General features: G+C 68.2%; 14 protein-coding genes and 1 tRNA gene. 11 read left to right on the top strand and 4 right to left on the bottom strand.

All coding sequences use genetic code 11. The annotated features are described in order from the left end of the window. Positions 1-2: 2 nt before the first annotated feature. Positions 3-1,685, bottom strand: coding sequence for a nitrite/sulfite reductase (locus GA0116996_RS01465; protein WP_092306627.1), 1,683 nt, complete (start codon positions 1,683-1,685; stop codon positions 3-5). Positions 1,686-1,713: 28 nt separating this feature from the next. Continuing rightward, on the bottom strand, positions 1,714-2,487 hold the full coding sequence (locus tag GA0116996_RS01460; RefSeq protein WP_092306625.1) for a sulfite exporter TauE/SafE family protein: 774 nt from the start codon (positions 2,485-2,487) through the stop codon (positions 1,714-1,716). Between the two features lie 164 nt (positions 2,488-2,651). Between GA0116996_RS01460 and GA0116996_RS01455 the strand changes: the two genes are divergently transcribed. From GA0116996_RS01455 to GA0116996_RS01440, 4 genes are all read left to right on the top strand, one after another. Further along, positions 2,652-3,593, top strand: a complete 942-nt coding sequence (locus tag GA0116996_RS01455; RefSeq protein WP_092306623.1) for a CysB family HTH-type transcriptional regulator — start codon at positions 2,652-2,654, stop codon at positions 3,591-3,593. 83 nt (positions 3,594-3,676) lie between these two features. Then, positions 3,677-4,843: a methyltransferase gene (locus tag GA0116996_RS01450; RefSeq protein WP_092306621.1), complete on the top strand. Its 1,167-nt coding sequence runs from the start codon at positions 3,677-3,679 to the stop codon at positions 4,841-4,843. A gap of 80 nt (positions 4,844-4,923) precedes the next feature. Beyond that, positions 4,924-6,087 (top strand): ABC transporter substrate-binding protein, encoded by a 1,164-nt coding sequence (locus tag GA0116996_RS01445; protein WP_092306619.1) that lies wholly within the window; start codon positions 4,924-4,926, stop codon positions 6,085-6,087. A gap of 36 nt (positions 6,088-6,123) precedes the next feature. Further along, on the top strand, positions 6,124-7,005 hold the full coding sequence (locus GA0116996_RS01440; protein ID WP_092306617.1) for an NAD(P)-dependent oxidoreductase: 882 nt from the start codon (positions 6,124-6,126) through the stop codon (positions 7,003-7,005). 22 nt (positions 7,006-7,027) lie between these two features. On the opposite strand, the gene GA0116996_RS01435 is transcribed toward GA0116996_RS01440, so the two are convergent. Further along, positions 7,028-7,948, bottom strand: coding sequence for an alpha/beta hydrolase (locus tag GA0116996_RS01435; protein ID WP_092306615.1), 921 nt, complete (start codon positions 7,946-7,948; stop codon positions 7,028-7,030). Positions 7,949-8,113: 165 nt separating this feature from the next. Here GA0116996_RS01435 and GA0116996_RS01430 point away from each other — a divergent pair. The 7 genes from GA0116996_RS01430 to GA0116996_RS01400 all read left to right on the top strand — a co-directional run bounded on the left by GA0116996_RS01430 (position 8,114) and on the right by GA0116996_RS01400 (position 16,397). Further along, positions 8,114-8,198, top strand: a tRNA-Leu gene (locus GA0116996_RS01430). Positions 8,199-8,384: 186 nt separating this feature from the next. Beyond that, positions 8,385-9,137: a metalloprotease LoiP gene (gene loiP / locus GA0116996_RS01425; protein WP_092306613.1), complete on the top strand. Its 753-nt coding sequence runs from the start codon at positions 8,385-8,387 to the stop codon at positions 9,135-9,137. Positions 9,138-9,556: 419 nt separating this feature from the next. Then, the gene (gene aspT / locus GA0116996_RS01420) at positions 9,557-11,242 is read left to right on the top strand and encodes an aspartate-alanine antiporter (protein ID WP_092306611.1); all 1,686 of its coding nucleotides are present in this window, start codon (positions 9,557-9,559) and stop codon (positions 11,240-11,242) included. Between the two features lie 94 nt (positions 11,243-11,336). Continuing rightward, the gene (locus GA0116996_RS01415) at positions 11,337-12,962 is read left to right on the top strand and encodes a bifunctional aspartate transaminase/aspartate 4-decarboxylase (RefSeq protein WP_092306609.1); all 1,626 of its coding nucleotides are present in this window, start codon (positions 11,337-11,339) and stop codon (positions 12,960-12,962) included. Positions 12,963-13,215: 253 nt separating this feature from the next. Further along, the gene (locus tag GA0116996_RS01410; protein WP_208601224.1) at positions 13,216-14,067 is read left to right on the top strand and encodes a cytochrome b561 domain-containing protein; all 852 of its coding nucleotides are present in this window, start codon (positions 13,216-13,218) and stop codon (positions 14,065-14,067) included. 2 nt (positions 14,068-14,069) lie between these two features. After that, complete coding sequence (locus GA0116996_RS01405; RefSeq protein ID WP_092306607.1) at positions 14,070-15,452, top strand: GntT/GntP/DsdX family permease; 1,383 nt, start codon at positions 14,070-14,072, stop codon at positions 15,450-15,452. Between the two features lie 24 nt (positions 15,453-15,476). Further along, on the top strand, positions 15,477-16,397 hold the full coding sequence (locus tag GA0116996_RS01400) for an SMP-30/gluconolactonase/LRE family protein (protein WP_244159740.1): 921 nt from the start codon (positions 15,477-15,479) through the stop codon (positions 16,395-16,397). A 28-nt stretch (positions 16,398-16,425) separates the two neighbouring features. Here GA0116996_RS01400 and hutG read toward each other — a convergent pair whose 3' ends face one another. After that, on the bottom strand, positions 16,426-17,238 hold the full coding sequence (hutG, locus tag GA0116996_RS01395) for an N-formylglutamate deformylase (RefSeq protein ID WP_092306605.1): 813 nt from the start codon (positions 17,236-17,238) through the stop codon (positions 16,426-16,428). Positions 17,239-17,280: the final 42 nt, after the last annotated feature.

Genomic DNA, 17,280 nt, shown 5'->3' with positions numbered 1-17,280 from the left:
CCTCAGGCTTCGGCGCGTTCGCGCGGTTGCTTGTCGGCATAGACGCGCTCCTTGAACGGGGCGATGCCGATGCGGGACAGGGTTTCGATAAAGCGCTCGTCCTCGATGCGGTTGGCGACGAAGGTGTCGATGATGCGGCTCACCACCTCGGGCATTTCCTCGGCGCTGAACGACGGGCCGATCACCTTGCCCAGCGCGGTCTGGTTGCCCTGGGCGCCGCCCAGCGTGACCTGGTACCACTCCGAACCATCCTTGTCGACGCCCAGCACGCCGATATTGCCGACGTGGTGGTGGCCGCAGGCGTTGATGCAGCCCGAGATGTTCAGCGAGATCTCGCCCAGGTCGTAGACGTAGTCGAGGTCGTCGAAGCGGTCCTGGATCGCCTGCGCGATCGGGATCGACTTGGCATTGGCCAGCGAGCAGAAGTCGCCGCCGGGGCAGGCGATGATGTCGGTCAGCAGGCCGATGTTGGGCGTCGCCAGGCCGGCCTTCTTTGCCAGCTGCCACAGCGCGTACAGGTCCTGCTTCTTCACGTCCGGCAGCACCAGGTTCTGCTCGTGCGCGACGCGCAGCTCGCCGAAGCCGAACTGGTCGGCCAGGTCCGCCACGGTTTCCATCTGCGCGTCGGTGGCATCCCCCGGGGGCGACACCAGGCCCGGCTTGGTCGACAGCGTCACCGCGGCGTAGCCCGGCACCTTGTGGCCATGCACGCTGCGGCTGACCCAGCGCGCGAAGGCCTTGTCCTCGAGCAGGTGCTTTTCGTACGAGGCATCGGTATCGGCCAGCTTTTCATACGCCGGCGGCGTGAAGTACTGCGCCACGCGGTCGAATTCGGCCTGCGTCAGCGTGGCCGGACCGTCCTTGCTGTGCTGCCACTCTTCCTCGACTTCCTGGGCGAACTTGTCGGCGCCGATGGCCTTCACCAGGATCTTGATGCGGGCCTTGTACTTGTTGTCGCGGCGGCCATAGCGGTTGTACACGCGGATGGCCGACTCGATGTAGGTCAGCATGTGCTGCCACGGCAGGTCGTCCTTGATCACCGTGCCCAGGATCGGCGTGCGGCCGAGACCGCCGCCGGCCAGGATGCGCAGGCGCACTTCGCCGTCGGCATTCTTGTAGGCGTAGACGCCGATGTCGTGCATCTGCACCACGGCGCGGTCGTCGGCCGAGGCCGAGATCGCGATCTTGAACTTGCGCGGCAGGAAGGCGAATTCCGGCTGGAACGTGCTCCACTGGCGCAGCAGTTCGGCCAGCACGCGCGGGTCCACCGACTCGTCCGGCGCCACGCCGGCGAAGTGGTCGGTGGTGATGTTGCGCACGCAGTTGCCCGAGGTCTGGATGGCATGCATCTCGACGCTGGCCAGCTCGGCCAGCACGTCGGGCACGCGCTCCAGCTCCATCCAGTTGTACTGGATGTTCTGGCGGGTCGAGAAGTGGCCGTAGCCGCGGTCGTATTCGCGCGCGATATGGGCCAGCTTGCGCATCTGCTTCGACGACAGCAGGCCGTACGGAATCGCCACGCGCAGCATGTAGGCGTGGCGCTGCATGTACAGGCCGTTCTGCAGCCGCAGCGGCAGGAATTCTTCCTCGGTCAGCTCGTCCGACAGGCGGCGGCGCACCTGGTCACGGAACTGGGCGACGCGCTCGGCGACGATGCGCTGGTCATATTGGTCGTACTGATACATGGCGGGGTCCGTTCAGTATTCGTTGAATTCAGGAGACGAGCTTGATGGCGACCAGCGTCAGCGTGGTCGCCAGGGCGGCGCGCACCAGCCGCTCGGGCAGCGCCCGCGACAGTTGCGCACCCAGCCAGATGCCGGGGATCGAACCCACCAGCAGCGCCAGCAGCAAATTCCAGTTGACCGTGCCAAGCCACACATGGCCCAGCCCGGCCAGCGCCGTCAGCGGGACGGCGTAGGCAATGTCGGTGCCGGCGACTTCGGCCGGCTTCATATGGGGATACAGCAGCAGGATCAGCGTGGCGCCGACCGCGCCGGCACCGATCGACGAGACCGTGACCAGCACGCCGATCACCGCGCCGACGATGATGGTGGCGATGACCTGCCTGCGGCCATGCAGCTGGAAGCGCGGGTTGCGTTCCAGCCAGGCCAGCATCTGGCGGCGGAACAGCAGCGACAGCACCGTCAGCAGCACCGACACGCCGATGGTCACGCGGATCGCATGCAGCCACCGGCCGTCGAGCTCGCCGGCGCTCTTCAGCACCAGGATGGCGGCCACCGCCGCCGGCAGGCTGCCGATGCACAGGCGCCGCACCACCTGCCACTGCACGTGGCCGTGGGCGCGATGCGCGATGGTGCCGAAACCCTTGGTGATGGCCGCGAAGGCCAGGTCGGTGCCGACCGCGGTGGCCGGCGAGAAACCGAACAGCAGCGTCAGCAGCGGCGTCATCAGCGAGCCCCCTCCCACGCCGGTCAGGCCGACGAGGACGCCTACGAACAGACCAGAAACGGTATAGGCCAGGGACATGAGGGACTCGGTGTGGCGTGGCCCGCGGATCTCGCCCTGCAACAGGTTGGGGCGAGAAGGCGCACCGAGGGCAGGCCGTTCATTAACAAAGTTCGAGAATCGTAATAAACTGGCCTCATACCTCAAACTAATAAGAAGTTGTTTGTTTATACGAACGCAGATATATGAACTTGCACCAGTTTCGCTTTGTGCGGGAAGCCGTCCGGCAGAACTACAACCTGACCGAGGCCGCTAAAGCGCTTTATACGTCACAACCTGGCGTATCCAAGGCCATCATCGAGCTGGAAGAAGAACTGGGCGTGGATATCTTCACGCGCCACGGCAAACGCATCCGCAGCCTGACCGAACCCGGCCGCCGCATCCTCAGCTCGGTCGAGAAGATCCTGCAGGAAGTGGAAAGCCTGAAGCGCGTCGGCATGGACTATGCGGCACAGGACCAGGGCAACTTCACCATCGCCACCACGCATACGCAGGCGCGCTATGCGCTGCCGCGCGTGATCAGCGAGTTCACCAAGCGCTATCCCAAGGTGCGGCTGTCGATCCAGCAGGGCAATCCGGCCCAGATCGCCGACATGCTGCTGCACGACCACGCCGACATCGGCATCGCCACCGAAGGCATCTCCAGCGACAAGAACCTGGTGTCGCTGCCGGGCTACCAGTGGACCCATATGGTGATTACGCCGCCCGACCATCCGCTGCTGGACAAGAAGCACCTGGCGCTGGAAGACCTGATGGGTTACCCGCTGATCACCTACGATGCCAACTTCGCCGGCCGGACCAAGATCGACAAGGCCTTCGCGCTGCGGCACCTGGCGCCGGACATCGTGCTCGAGGCCATCGACGCGGACGTGATCAAGACCTATGTGGAGATCGGGCTGGGCGTGGGCATCGTCGCCGGCGTCGCCTATGATGCCGAGCGCGACCGCAACCTGCGCGGGATCGCCGCCGGGCACCTGTTCGGCAGCAACGTGACCCACCTGGCCGTCAAGCAGGGGGCTTACCTGCGCAGCTTTGTCTACACCTTCATCGAACTGTTCTCGCCGACGCTCAACCGCAAGCTGGTCGAGCAGGCCATGTCCGGCGAACACGAAGCCTACGAACTCTGAGGCGGCACCGCTGCCGCCCCGCTCTATATAAGAAAATCCACGATGCCTGCCCTGCATATCCCCACCTGCCGTCCGGAGGTCCTGTGAGCGACCTGCCCCGCATCCACTGGACCGAAAACGGCGTCGAGCACAGCGCCGCCTGGCGCTCCGAGGCCGGCCTGCCGCCGCCGCGGCGCGTGGTCGTCGCCGACGACACCACCAGCGCCGACAGCGCCTACCGACTTGCCTGCGAAGGCACCGCGCTGCTATGGCGGGGCGATTTCCAGAACGCGCGCCAGCTGCTGAACGCGCTGGCCCGTCGCACCGAGCGCAATCCCAAGAAGGCCAGCCGCCCCGGCAAGGCCCGGGATAAGGCCCGGGACAAGAGCCAGGCCGCGTCGCCCACCGAGGCCTTCCACCTGCACCGGCTGGCGCAGTCGCAGCGCGCGCGCACGCTTGGCATGCTGCTGCTGCCGTTCGAGGCCGGCCACCAGATCCCGCTGCGGCGCGCGCCCGATGTGCATGAGGCGTGCGAGCAGGTCTACGGCCCGGCCAGCGAGCCCTACGTGGCCTCGCTGCGCGAGCTGCTGGGCATGATCGGCGCGTTCGAGTGGCGCAGGAAGGGCGTCGAGATCCCGGCGCTGGAAGACCGCATCCACCCGTGGTACGGCGTGTTCTCGCCGGTGCGCGGCGAGTACATCGACCTGGTCGCGGCCGAGCCGCTGCCGGCGAAGACGCTGGCCTTCGATATCGGCACCGGCACCGGCGTGCTGGCCGCGGTGCTGGCCCGCCGCGGCGTGCAGCGCGTGGTGGCCACCGACCAGGACCCGCGCGCGCTGGCGTGCGCGCGCGAGAACATCGGCCGGCTCGGCTACGCCGCGCAGGTCGAAGTGATCGAGGCCGACCTGTTCCCCGCCGGCCGCGCGCCGCTGGTGGTATGCAACCCGCCGTGGGTGCCGGCACGGCCGAGCTCGCCGGTCGAGCGTGCCGTCTATGACCCCGACAGCGCCATGCTGCGCGGCTTCCTGCAAGGGCTGCCCGATCACCTGGAGCCCGGCGGCGAGGGCTGGCTGCTGCTGTCCGACCTGGCCGAGCACCTCGGCCTGCGCCAGCGCGACGAACTGGCGGGCTGGATCGAGGCGGCCGGGCTGAAGGTGCTGGGCCGCTCCGACATCCGCCCGCGCCACCCGCGCGCGGCCGATGCCGCCGATCCCCTGCACGCGGCCCGCTCGGCCGAAGTGACCTCGCTCTGGCGCCTGGGCGTGCGCTGACATCGCTGCCGCGGGGCCACGGTGCCGCGCCGGCCGAGTTCGGCTATCCTTTCCCGTCACATATAAGAACGGAGGAGACCATGCTGAAGCTGCCCCTGCGCCCCCTGCTGCTTGCCGCCGCGCTGTGCCTTGCCGGCGCCGCCCATGCCGACATCCGCGTCGGCATCGATGTGTCCACCACCGGGCCGGCCGCCTCCATCGGCATCCCGTCCAAGAACACCGTGCTGATGTGGCCGCAGACGCTGGGCGGCCAGAAGGCGCACTACATCATCCTGGACGACGGCACCGACCCCGCGGCCGCGGTGCGCAACGTGCGCAAGCTGATCTCCGAGGAAAAGGTCGACGTGATCGTCGGCCCCAACATCACGCCCACCGCGATCGCCGCGCTCGACGCCGTGGCCGAGGGCGAGACCCCGATGGTGGCGCTGGCCGCCTCGGCCGCCATCGTCGAGCCGCAGGCCGACCCCAAGCGCCGCTGGGCCTTCAAGATGCCGCAGAACGACTCGCACATGGCTACCGTGCTGACCGAGTACATGAGCAACCACGGCGTCAGGACGGTCGGCTTTATCGGCTTTGCCGACGCCTACGGCGAAAGCTGGTGGCGCGAGTTCTCGAAGCTGGCCGAGCTGCGCAAGATCCGGGTGGTGGCCAACGAGCGCTTCTCGCGCAACGACACCTCGGTCACCGGGCAGGTGCTCAAGCTGATGGCGGCCAATCCGGACGCGATCCTGATCGCCGGCGCCGGCACGCCGTCGGTGCTGCCGCAGAAGACGCTGGGCGAGCGCGGCTACAAGGGCAAGGTCTACCAGACCCACGGCATCGCCACCTGGGACTTCCTGCGCATGGGCGGCAAGGACGTGGAAGGCACACTGTTCCCGACCGGGCCGGTGGTGGTCGCGCGCCAGCTGCCGGAGAGCCATCCGGTGCGCAGGGTCGCGCTGGACTTCGTCAATCGTTACGAAGCAAAGTACGGCGCCGACAGCGTGACGCAGTTCGCCGGCGATGCCTGGGGCGCATGGATGCTGCTCGACGATGCCGCCCGCCGCGCGCTCAAGAGCGGGGCCCAGCCCGGCACGCGCGAGTTCCGCGCGGCCATGCGCGACGCGCTGGAAACCACCACCAACCTCACCATCCCCAATGGCGTGATGAACCTGAACCCGAAGGACCACCAGGGCTTCGACCAGCGTTCGCGCGTGATGGGGGTGATCCGCAACGGCAAGTTCGCCTATGCGGGCGACAAGTAGCCCGCCGCATCAACGTATCGACAAAGGAAGCATGGCATGAGCACGACTCCCACCCCCGTCACCATCGCCTTCATCGGCCTGGGCGCCATGGGCTCGCACATGGTGCGCCACCTGCTGGCCGCCGGCCACACCGTGCGCGCCTTCGTGCGCCGCCCGGAGGCCGCCGAGGCCGCGCGCGCGCTGGGGGCAGAACCGTTCTTCACCCCAGCCGAGGCGGCGCGCGGCGCCAGCGTTGTCTTCACCAACGTGACCTCGTCCGAAGATGTCCGGGAAGTCCTGCTGGGCGCCCAGGGCGTGATCCATGGGGCCGCGCCGGGCACCATCTGCGTCGACCACAGCACCATCTCGCCCATCGTCACGCGCGAGATCGCCGCGGCGCTGGCCGCGCGCGGCATCGAGGCGCTCGACTGCCCGGTGTCGGGCGGCACCATGGGCGCCGAGGCCGGCACGCTGACCATCATGGTCGGCGGCAAGGCCGAGATGCTGGAGCGCGTGCGCCCGCTGCTCGAGCGGCTGGGCCAGACCATCACCCATATCGGCGACCACGGCGCCGGCCAGGTCGCCAAGCTGTGCAACCAGATCGCCCAGGTCGTCAATATCGAAGGCATTGCCGAAGCGATGCGCTTTGCCGCCGCGCAGCAGGTCGATACCGGCCGCGTGTTCGAGGCCATGGCGACCGGCATGGCCGGCAGCCGCATGCTCGACCTGATGGGCCCCAAGATGGTGGCGCGCAACTTTGCCGCAGGCATCGAGGCGCGGCTGCACGACAAGGACTTCGGCCTGGCGCGCGATATCGCCGAGGAAATCGGCCTGGAGCTGCCGGCGATGCAGGCCACCTCGGCGCAACTGCGCGCGCTGATGGCCCGGGGCTGGGGCAAGGACGATACCTCGTCGCTGCTGCGCGTGCTGGAGGGCTGAGGTCCCGGCCCGCGCTGGCGGCTCAGCGCCCCACCAGCCGCAGCACCGCTTGCGTCAGCGCGCCCTCCGTGCTGACCAGGCTGTCCAGCACATTGAAGTGATGGCAGTCCGGCAGCACCAGGTCGCTCGCCGCCGGATGCGCCACCTTGGCCGGCCACGCCGCGCGGATCAGCGCATGCTGGCGGTGGTATTCGGCCGCCTCCAGTTCGCCCACCGCGATCGCCAGCGGTGCTTCGTCGGCGGGCGCCATGTACGCGGGCGACAGCCGCGCGACATCGGCTTCGGATAACTTCAAGTCGCACTGCAGGAAGGCCGCGCGCCGCAGCGGCTCCAGGTCGTACAGCCCGCTGACGGAGAGCCCGCCGCGGACCAGCCCCGCAGGCAGGTCGGCGCCGAGCTGCGGCCAGCGCGCGGCCATCAGCATCGCCACCAGGTGGCCACCCACCGAATGCCCCGCCACGAACAGCCGCTGCGGGTCATGGCCGAGACGATCCGCCTGCCGGTACAGCCAGGCCACGCTGCGCAGCACCTGCCGCACGATCTCCGGCACCGTCGCCGCCGGCACCAGCGTGTAGTTGACCACCGCCACCGACACCCCCAGCGCCGGCAGCGCGCTGGCGACGAAGCTGTGGTCGTGCTTGTCCAGCGCGCGGTAATAGCCGCCGTGCACGAACACCAGCAGCGGCGGCAAGGCCCCGTTGGCGCGCTGCGCGGGGAAGTAGTCCAGGGTCTCGCCGGACGCATGGCGCGCGTCCGCGCCGGCATAGCTCAGGTCCGCCAGGTACTGGCCGCGCGCGCGCACCTGCGCGGACCACTGCGCCCAGCGCGCCAGATGCGCCGGGTTGTCCGGCACATTGGCGCGGTTGTTGTACTCGCGGTCATAGAAGGCGGGGTCCTGCGAAGGCAGGCTGGCAAGGCGCGCAAGCAAGTCTGGGTCGGTCATGGCGGTCGGGGTCGGCGCAATCGGTACGGTTGGCGGGCGCAGGACTGGACGCCATGCTACCGGATTTGCGTGACCCCGGACCGCCCCGGCGCCGGTTGTCCGGTAGCGGGATTTCCGGCATAATCCCCGGCTCAGCCCGGCATCGGTTCCGATGCCGTCACACCTGCCCGGGTGGTGAAACAGGTAGACGCAGGGGACTCAAAATCCCCCGCCGCAAGGCGTGTCGGTTCGAGTCCGACCCCGGGCACCATCTCCAGACTTCCCCAACGTCCGCGCCCTCGTCCCCGAGTGCGCCGCAAGCCTCCCGGCCAGCAGCCCGCATCGGCATTGCCGTCGCGCCAGTGTTGCGCGCCCGCTGCGCCTGTCGGACTGCGTCCACTGGCACAGCACCGCCGCGCTTCCTATCCTATGGCATTGCCTTTGACCGGAGCCCGACGTGAAACGACTCGCCCCACTTGCCCTTTCCGCCCTCGCCTGTTCCGCGCTGCTGGCCGGCTGTGCCGGCGCCAACATGGAAAGCCTGACCCAGGCCGGCGGCAGCCTGTTCACCGCCGCCACGCTGTCGGACAGCAACGTCAAGACGCTGTCGGACCAGTCCTGCGCCGAGATGGACAAGAAGAACACCATCGCGGCGGCCAACAGCACCTACGCGCGGCGGCTGGCCACCGTGATGAGTGGCCTGGGCAATACCGGGCTGCCGCTCGACGCCAAGGTCTACGTGACCAAGGACATCAATGCCTGGGCCATGGCCAACGGCTGCGTGCGCGTCTACAGCGGGCTGATGGACCTGCTCAGCGACGACGAGGTGCGTGGCGTGGTCGGCCATGAAATCGGCCATGTGGCGCTGGGCCACACCAAGGCGGCGATGCAGGTGGCCTACACCGCGGCCGCGGCGCGCGGCTTGCTGGGGTCGACCGGCATCGCTTCGCTGACGGCGCTGTCGTCGTCGCAGATCGGCGCGCTGGCCGAGCAGTTCGTCAATGCGCAGTTCTCGCAGCGCCAGGAAACCGCGGCTGACGATTACTCCTTCGACCTGCTGACGAAGAACGGCGCCAACCGCCAGGCGCTGGCGTCGGCATTCCGCAAGATGTCGACGCTCGATGGCGGGCAATCGAGCATGATGAGTTCGCACCCGGGTTCGCTCGAGCGCGCCAAGCATATCGAAGCGCGCCTGGCCGGCGGGCGCTGAGCCCGTCGCATTCGTCCCTGCCGCCGCACCCGTCCGGGTGAGGCGGCCCCCTCCCTCCGGCGGGTGCGCGCCGCGCCTTTGCGTCGCGCCATCCATCCCGCCGCGCGCAGCCGCGCCATCCGTGCGCGCAATGTTGACTGCGTTTAATTCACCGACAAAAGCTTTCACTACGCCGGCCCCGGAGCGGCAGAGATAATCCTTTCGCTGCCTCGACACGGCCATGCCGTCGCACGCGTTGCCTGCGTGCCGACACCGCAAAGGGCCAGCGTCGCCATGATCGCCCTCGCGCCCAGGGCTGGTATGCCGCGTCACGCACCGCGGCACCTGCGCGCGCGCCGCCTGCGAGGCCGAGCCCCAGCGCCCCCACGCCCGGATGCCACAACTCGCCCAACCTGCCTCACTCTTTCCAGGAGCCTTCGATGGATTGGTTGCATGAGATTTTCCAGAAGTCGCCCGAGTCTGCGCTGTTCCTTGCGCTGGCGGTCGGCTACGCGATCGGCAAGATCACGTTCGGGCGCTTCCAGCTGGGCGGCGTGGCCGGCTCGCTGCTCGCCGCGGTGGTGATCAGCCAGGTCGGCGTCGAGATCGACAACGGCGTCAAGGCAGTGATGTTCGCGGTCTTTATCTACGCGGTGGGCTATGAAAGCGGCCCGCAGTTCTTCAACTCGCTGAACCGCAGCTCGCTGCGCGAGATCGCCATGGCGGTGTTCATGGCGGTGTGCGGGCTGGTCACGGTGGTGGTGCTGGCCAAGCTGTTCCATCTCGACAAGGGACTCGCGGCGGGCCTCGCCGCCGGCGGCATGACGCAGTCGGCCATCATCGGCACGGCGGGAGACGCCATCACCAAGCTGGGGCTGCCGCCCGACCAGGTCAAGACGATGCAGGCCAACGTGGCGATCGGCTATGCGGTGACCTATGTGTTCGGCTCGCTCGGCGCCATCATCGTCTGCGTCAACATCCTGCCGCGCTTCATGAAGTCGGACCTGAAGACCGATGCCAAGAAGGTCGAGGCCCAGCTCAACGGCGGCCTGCCCCAGTATGGCCCGGGCCAGCGCGGCGCGCTGCCGCGGCTGGTCGGCCGGCTCTATCGCATCAACGATGCTTCCGGCCAGACCGTCGCGCAGCTGGAGATCGGCGGCGAGGACCTGGTCACCGTCGAGAAAGTGCAGCGCGGCGGCAAGCAGCTCGAGGTCACGCAGGACCTGGTGCTGGAGCATGACGACCTGGTGCTGCTGGTGGGACGCCGCGACGCCATCGTGCCGGCCGCCGCGCAGATCGGCGAGGAAGTGGCCGATGCCGACGGCATGGGCGCGGTGATGCAGTCGCGCAACGTGGTGTTCACCGCCAAGGGCATGAACAACAAGACCGTCGCCGAGATCGTCGACATGGTCGGGCGCGACATGCGCCACGGCGTCTATATCGAGCGCATCGAACGCTATGACCACCCGCTGCCGCTGCTGCCCGAGCTGAAGCTGCAGCATGGCGACGTCATCACCCTGTACGGCACCCCGGCCGACACCAAGCGCGCGGCGCAGAGCGCCGGCTATGAGCTGGTGCCGAGCGAGAAGACGGACTTCGTCTACTTCGGCGCCGGCGTGCTGGTGGGGCTGCTGGTGGGCCTGCTGGTGTGGCGTGTCGGCTCGATTCCGCTGACGCTGGGCGCCGGCGGCGGCGCGCTGCTGTCCGGGCTGGTGTTCGGCTGGGCCCGCTCCAAGCACAAGATGTTCGGCGCCATGCCGACCGCCGCGTGCCAGCTGCTGAAGGACTTCGGCCTGGCCGCGTTCGTCGCCATCGTCGGCATCAATTCCGGCCTGCAGGCCGTGACCACGCTGCGCCAGAGCGGGCTGACCATCTTCATCCTCGGCGCGGTGGTGACGCTGCTGCCGCTGTTCCTGACGATGCTGTTCGGCCGCTACGTGCTCAGGTACGACAACGCCGCGCTGCTGGCCGGCGCGCTGTCGGGCTCGCGCAGCGCCAACCCCGCCTTCGGCGGCATCCTGGACAAGGCCGAAAGCCCGGTGCCGACGGTGCCGTTCGCCATCACCTATGCGCTCGCCAACGTGCTGCTGACGTTGCTGGGTCCGCTGGTGGTGGGCCTGGTCTAGCGCGTTTCCCTTTGCCCTCTCCGCTGCTGCGCGGGCCGTGCCGCTGGTGCCGGCCCGCCAACCCAACCGACAAGCGTCTACACAGGAGCAAGCCATGAGCAAGTTCGATATCTCCAAGCTGTCCAGCCTCTCGCCGTTCGAACTGAAGGATGAACTGATCAAGCTGGCCAGCAGCGACGCCGAGCGCCTGATGCTCAACGCTGGCCGCGGCAACCCCAATTTCCTGGCGACGGTGCCGCGCCACGGCTTCTGGCAGCTGGGCCTGTTCGCGATGCGCGAATCGGAGCGCTCGTTCTCGTACATGCCCGAAGGCGTCGGCGGGTTCCCGCGCCGCGAAGGCATCGAAGAACGCTTCGACCTGTTCGCGCGCGAATTCGCCGACACCCCGGGGGTCAAGTTCCTGGCCGGCGCGGTCTCCTATGTGCGCGACCAGCTTGGCCTGAGCGCGGGCGACTTCCTCTACGAGATGTGCGAAGGCATCCTGGCCTGCAACTACCCCGTGCCCGACCGCATGCTGCGGCTGTCGGAAACCATCGTCAGCCAGTACATCCGCAAGGAGATGATCGGCAATCATCCCTTCATCGGCGACTTCGACCTGTTCGCGGTCGAAGGCGGCACCGCGGCCATGACCTATTTGTTCAACACCATCCGCGAGAACCACCTGCTCAAGGCCGGCGACACCATTGCGCTGGGCATGCCGATCTTCACGCCGTATATCGAAATCCCGGAACTGAACGACTACCAGCTGGTGGAACTGTCGGTCGACGCCGATCCGGATTCGCGCTGGCAGTACTCGAAAGAGCAGCTCGACAAGCTGCGCGATCCCAAGGTCAAGGCCTTCTTCCTGGTCAACCCGAGCAACCCGCCGTCGGTGCGCATGAGCGACGAGAGCCTGGAATACCTGGCCTCGATCATCGAGGAGCGGCCCGACCTGATCATCCTGACCGACGATGTCTACGGCACCTTTGCCGACAACTTCGTCTCGCTGTTCGCGATGTGCCCGCGCAATACCATCCTGGTGTATTCCTTCTCGAAGTACTTCGGCGCGACCGGCTGGCGCCTGGGCGTGATCGCCACCCACCGCGACAATATCTTCGACCTGCAGATCGGCAAACTGCCGGAGACCACGCGCCAGGAGCTGAACAAGCGCTACAGCTCGATCACCACCGAGCCGCAGAAGCTCAAGTTCATCGACCGCCTGGTCGCCGACAGCCGCACGGTCGCGCTGAACCACACCGCCGGCCTGTCGACGCCGCAGCAGGTGCAGATGGTGCTGTTCTCGCTGTTCTCGCTGATGGATACGCCGGACGACTACAAGAACGCGATGAAACGGCTGATCCGCAGCCGCAAGGCCGCGTTGTACCGCGAGATCGGCATCGCGCCGGAGAGCGACGACCCCAACGCCGTCGACTACTACACGCTGCTCGATCTGGAGCAGCTCGGCGGCAAGGCGATCGGGCCGGACTTCGTCAAATGGGTGCTGAATTCGGTCGAGCCCAACGAGCTGCTGTTCCAGCTGGCCGACGAGGCCGGGGTGGTGCTGCTGCCGGGCCGCGGCTTCGGCACCCGCCATCCGTCTGGGCGGGTCTCGCTGGCCAACCTGAACGAAGCGGACTACGCCAAGATCGGGCGCTCGATCCGCAAGCTGTTCGAGACCTACGTGGAGAAGTACAACGAGGTCACCGGCAGCAAGGTGAGCAGGAACGTGGTGAAGAAGTAGGCCTGTACCCGCGATCCCTCCAGCCCGGCATCACGCCGGGCTTTTTCTTTTTGTGCCCGCGCCACCTTGCGCAGCCCGATTCTGCAGCAGATTCCGCAGCCCATAACCCGCGGTGAACCAGGTATGCCATCAATTGATTAGAGGGATCGCACCCCGCTCGCTATAGTTGCCACCACGTTCCGATCCGGGGCCGCTGCGGCGCAGAAGGTAGTGCCCGCGCGTTGCACATCAGAAGAACAACAGGAGACACGACATGCCGCTCGCTCTGCCAGCCTGCGCGCGCTGGACGCTGGCGCTCGGCCTCGCGCTTTGTGCAGGCATCGTCGTCGCCGCCGTAGTGCCGGGCTGGCCCGCGCAATGGCTTGGCCGTCCGCTGTCGCGCGCGGACGCGCACCAAGTGCTGCCATCGGTGGCCTGGCACGGGCGCCTGATGGTGCTGAGCTGGGGACTGCTGCTGCCGCTCGGCATGCTGGCGGCCCGCTTCTGCAAGGTGTTGCCATCGCAAGCGTGGCCCGACGAGCTGGATCGCAAGAGCTGGTGGCACGCCCACTTGTGGTTGCAGGGCAGCGGCATGGTTTTGATGTCGGCAGGCTTGCTGCTGATCGTCGGCCACCCTGGCATGCCGGATTCGCTGGCGCTCTGGCACCACGCCTGCGGCTGGCTGCTGGCGGGTTGCGCCGCGCTGCAGCTGTGCAGCGGGCTGTTGCGCGGCAGCAAGGGCGGCCCCGCCAGCGCCTGCCTGCGCGGTGACCATTACGACATGAGCGCGCGCCGGGTGGTGTTCGAGTGCGTGCACAAGGGCATAGGCTGGAGTTCGCTGCCGCTGGCGATGGCAACCATCGCCATTGGCCTGGTGCTTGCCGATGCGCCGCGCTGGATGCCGCTGCTGTTGTGCGCCTGGTGGCTCACGCTGGCGGTGCTGGCGATGGCGCTGCAGCGGGCCGGCTGGTGCATCGACACCTACCAGGCCATCTGGGGCCCCGATCCGCGGCATCCCGGCAACCGGCGCGCACCCATCGGCTGGGGCATCGCCCGCTTTGCTTCGCAACCCCGGCCCACGCCCGCGCCACTCGCGCCGGCACGGCGGGCCGATCACGAGGAATAGACGTGGCACTACTGATAATCGGCGGGGCCACAGCAATCCTGCTGTTGCTGGCCTTGATTCTGATCGCACGGCTGCACCCCTTCCTCGCGCTGATCCTGGTGGCCACCGGCGTGGCCGTTGCGGCGGGCGTGCCGGTGACCGAGCTCGCCAATGCGATCGAGGGCGGGCTGGGCAAGACGCTGGGCCATGTCGCGGTGATCATTGCCCTGGGCGCGATGATCGGGCGGCTGATCGAACTGTCCGGCGGCGCGCAGGTGCTGGCCAACCGGCTGATCGAGCGCTTCGGCGACAAGCGCGTCCCGCTGGCCATGGTCTGCACCGCGTTTGGCGTGGGCATTCCGGTGTTCTTCGAGGTCGGCGTCATGATGCTGATGCCGCTGCTCTACGGCCTCGCGCGCACCCGCGGCATTGGGCTGGTGGTGATCGGCCTGCCGGTGTGCGCGGTCTTGCTGGTGGTGCATGCGCTGCTGCCGCCGCATCCCGGCATGGTGGCGGTGGCCGGTGAACTGGGCATCGATATCGGCCGCCTGCTGCTGCTCGGGCTGCCGGTCGCGCTGGTCACGGGCGCCGCGACCATGCTGGCGGCCAGCCGCCTGACCCGGCGCCCGTTCTCCATGGCCGCCGATATCGCCGCCGAGCTGGGCCAGGCGACGCGCAGTCGCCCGCACGACCCACAGCACCATCACGAACCTGCGCGCCTCGGCAGCGGCACCCCGCCCCGCGCCGGTCTCGTCGCCGCGCTGATCGCACTGCCGATCGCGCTGATCCTGGCCGGAACAGTGGCGCAGATCCTGTTGCCGGCGGGATCCATCGGCCGTTCGGCGCTGATGTTTCTCGGCATCCCCTACGTCGCACTGCTGCTTGGCCTGCTGCTCTGCGCCTACCTGCTCGGCATCCGGCGCGGCGCGCGGCTGGCGACGGTGTCGGAGGTGGCGGGCGCGGCAATCCCGGCCGTGTCGGTGGTGATCCTGATCACCGGCGCCGGCGGTGCGTTCGCGAAGGTTCTGGTGTCGACCGGGATCGGCCCCGCGCTGGCAACGTCGCTGCAATCGTCAGGGCTACCGCTGGCCATCCTTGCCTTCCTGCTGGCGATGCTGCTGCGCGCGGCGCAAGGGCCGACCACGGTGGCGCTGATGACCACCGCCGGCATCATCGCGCCGCTGGTCGCGCAGGCATCGCCCAGCGCCAATCAACTGGCGCTGCTCGGGCTGGCGATGGGCGCGGGGGGCATGGCGGTTTCGCACGTCAACGACGCCGGCTTCTGGATCGTGACGCGCATGCTCGGCCTGAACGTCGCCGATGGATTGAAGAGCTGGACGGTGCTGACGACCATCGCCGGCATCACCGCGCTGGGGTTGATCCTGGTGTTGTGGCAGTTCGTGTGAAGGCCTGCGTGATCACGCGAGCAAATGGAGATCGACATGGAAGCGGTGCAGATTTTCGATGCGCGCGCACGCGCGCTGCAACTGGCCGGTGCGCGGCTTGAACGGCTGGCCGGCGGCGCCACCTGGAGCGAGGGACCGGTGTGGCTGCCGCAGGACGGCGCGCTGCTGTGGAGCGATATCCCCAACGACCGCATGCTGTGCTGGAGCGCCGCGCAGGGCATGTCGGTGTGGCGGACCGGCGTCGAATTTACCAACGGCCATGCGCTGGAAGCGGATGGCTCGCTGCTGCATTGCTCGCACGGACGCCGCGCCATCGTGCGCACGCGCCGCCACGGCTCGCGCTGGGGCGAGGACGAGCTGGTGGTCAGCCACTATCAGGAGCGGCGGCTGAATTCGCCGAACGATATCGTCGTCAAGCGCGATGGCACGCTGTGGTTCACCGATCCGCCTTATGGCATCGTGTCGGATCGGGAAGGCCATCGCGCCGATCCCGAACTGCGGCACAACTATGTATTCCGCTACGATCCCGGCGCCGGCACGCTGGAAGTGGCCAGCGACTTCCTCGACGAGCCGAACGGTCTGGCCTTCTCGCCCGGCGAAGACACACTCTATGTCTCGGATACCTCGGCGGCCTTGCGCGACGGAGCCCATCACCACATCGTCGCCTTCGACGTCGTTGCGGGGCGGGTGCTGGCCCGGCCGCGCGTGTTCGCCGTCATCGAGCCCGGACTGCCGGACGGCTTGCGCGTCGACCGGCGCGGCTGGCTGTTCACCAGCAGTGCCAGCGGCGTACAGGTGTTCCACCCCGACGGCGCGCGGATGGCGCAGATCCCGGTGCCGGAAAAGGTCGGCAATCTTGCCTTCGGCGGCGCCGCGGGCAATGAGTTGTTCATCGCCGCGAGCACGTCGCTGTACCGCCTGCGCCTCGGGCTAGCCGTTGCCTGAGCGGGGCGCGCACGGCGCCCCTGCCGATTCACCGCGATTCGGCGAACTCCAGCACCATCGCCAGCATGCCGCGCAGCGCCGGCTGCAGCGCGGTGGCCCGTGCCTCGTCATAGGCGAACGGATACTCCTCGCTCATGTAGGCGCACTGCGACAGCTCCAGCTGCACCGCATGCACGCCCTCGCCCGGCTTGCCATATTGCCGGGTGATGTAGCCACCCTTGAAGCGGCCGTTGAGCACCGCGGTATGGCCTGGCACCGCGCTGGCCTGCTCCAGCAGCTGGCCGGCCAGCGCGGCGTCGCAGCTGTCGCCGTTGGCGGTGCCAAGGTTGAAGTCGGGCAGCTTGCCGTCGAAGAAGCGCGGCAGCACCGAACGGATCGAATGCGCATCCCACAGCGCGACCGTGCCATGCGCAGCCTTCAGCCGTGCCAGTTCGTCGGCCAGCGCCTGGTGGTACGGGCGCCAGATCGCGTCGCGGCGCGCGGCGATCTCGGCGTCGTCGGGACCGTTGCCGTCGGCATAGAGCGGCGTCTTGTCGAAGGTATCGACCGGGCACAGGCCGGTGGTGTCCTGGCCGGGATACAGGTTGGCGTTGTCGGGCGGGCGGTTCAGGTCGACCACATAGCGCGAGTGCGTGGCCGCGAGCACCGATGCGCCCAGTGCGCGGGCGAAGTCGTACAGGCGTTCCAGGTGCCAGTCGGTATCGGGCACGGTGCGGGCCTCGGCGGTCAGGCGCTGCGAGACCGATGCGGGCAGGTGCGTGCCGACATGCGGCATCGATACCAGCAGCGGGCGCGTGCCCCGGTGCAGGGTGAAGGCGGGGGTATCGGTGGAAAAGGACATGGTGGTTGCAATGCTGTGGGCGTGCGCCCGGTTTCAGTCGGC

Origin of the sequence: Cupriavidus alkaliphilus (assembly GCF_900094595.1) — a bacterium.
Classification (GTDB): Bacteria; Pseudomonadota; Gammaproteobacteria; order Burkholderiales; family Burkholderiaceae; genus Cupriavidus; species Cupriavidus alkaliphilus.
The sequence above is the reverse complement of the archived record's forward strand: the minus strand, read 5'-3'. Positions and strand labels throughout refer to the sequence as shown.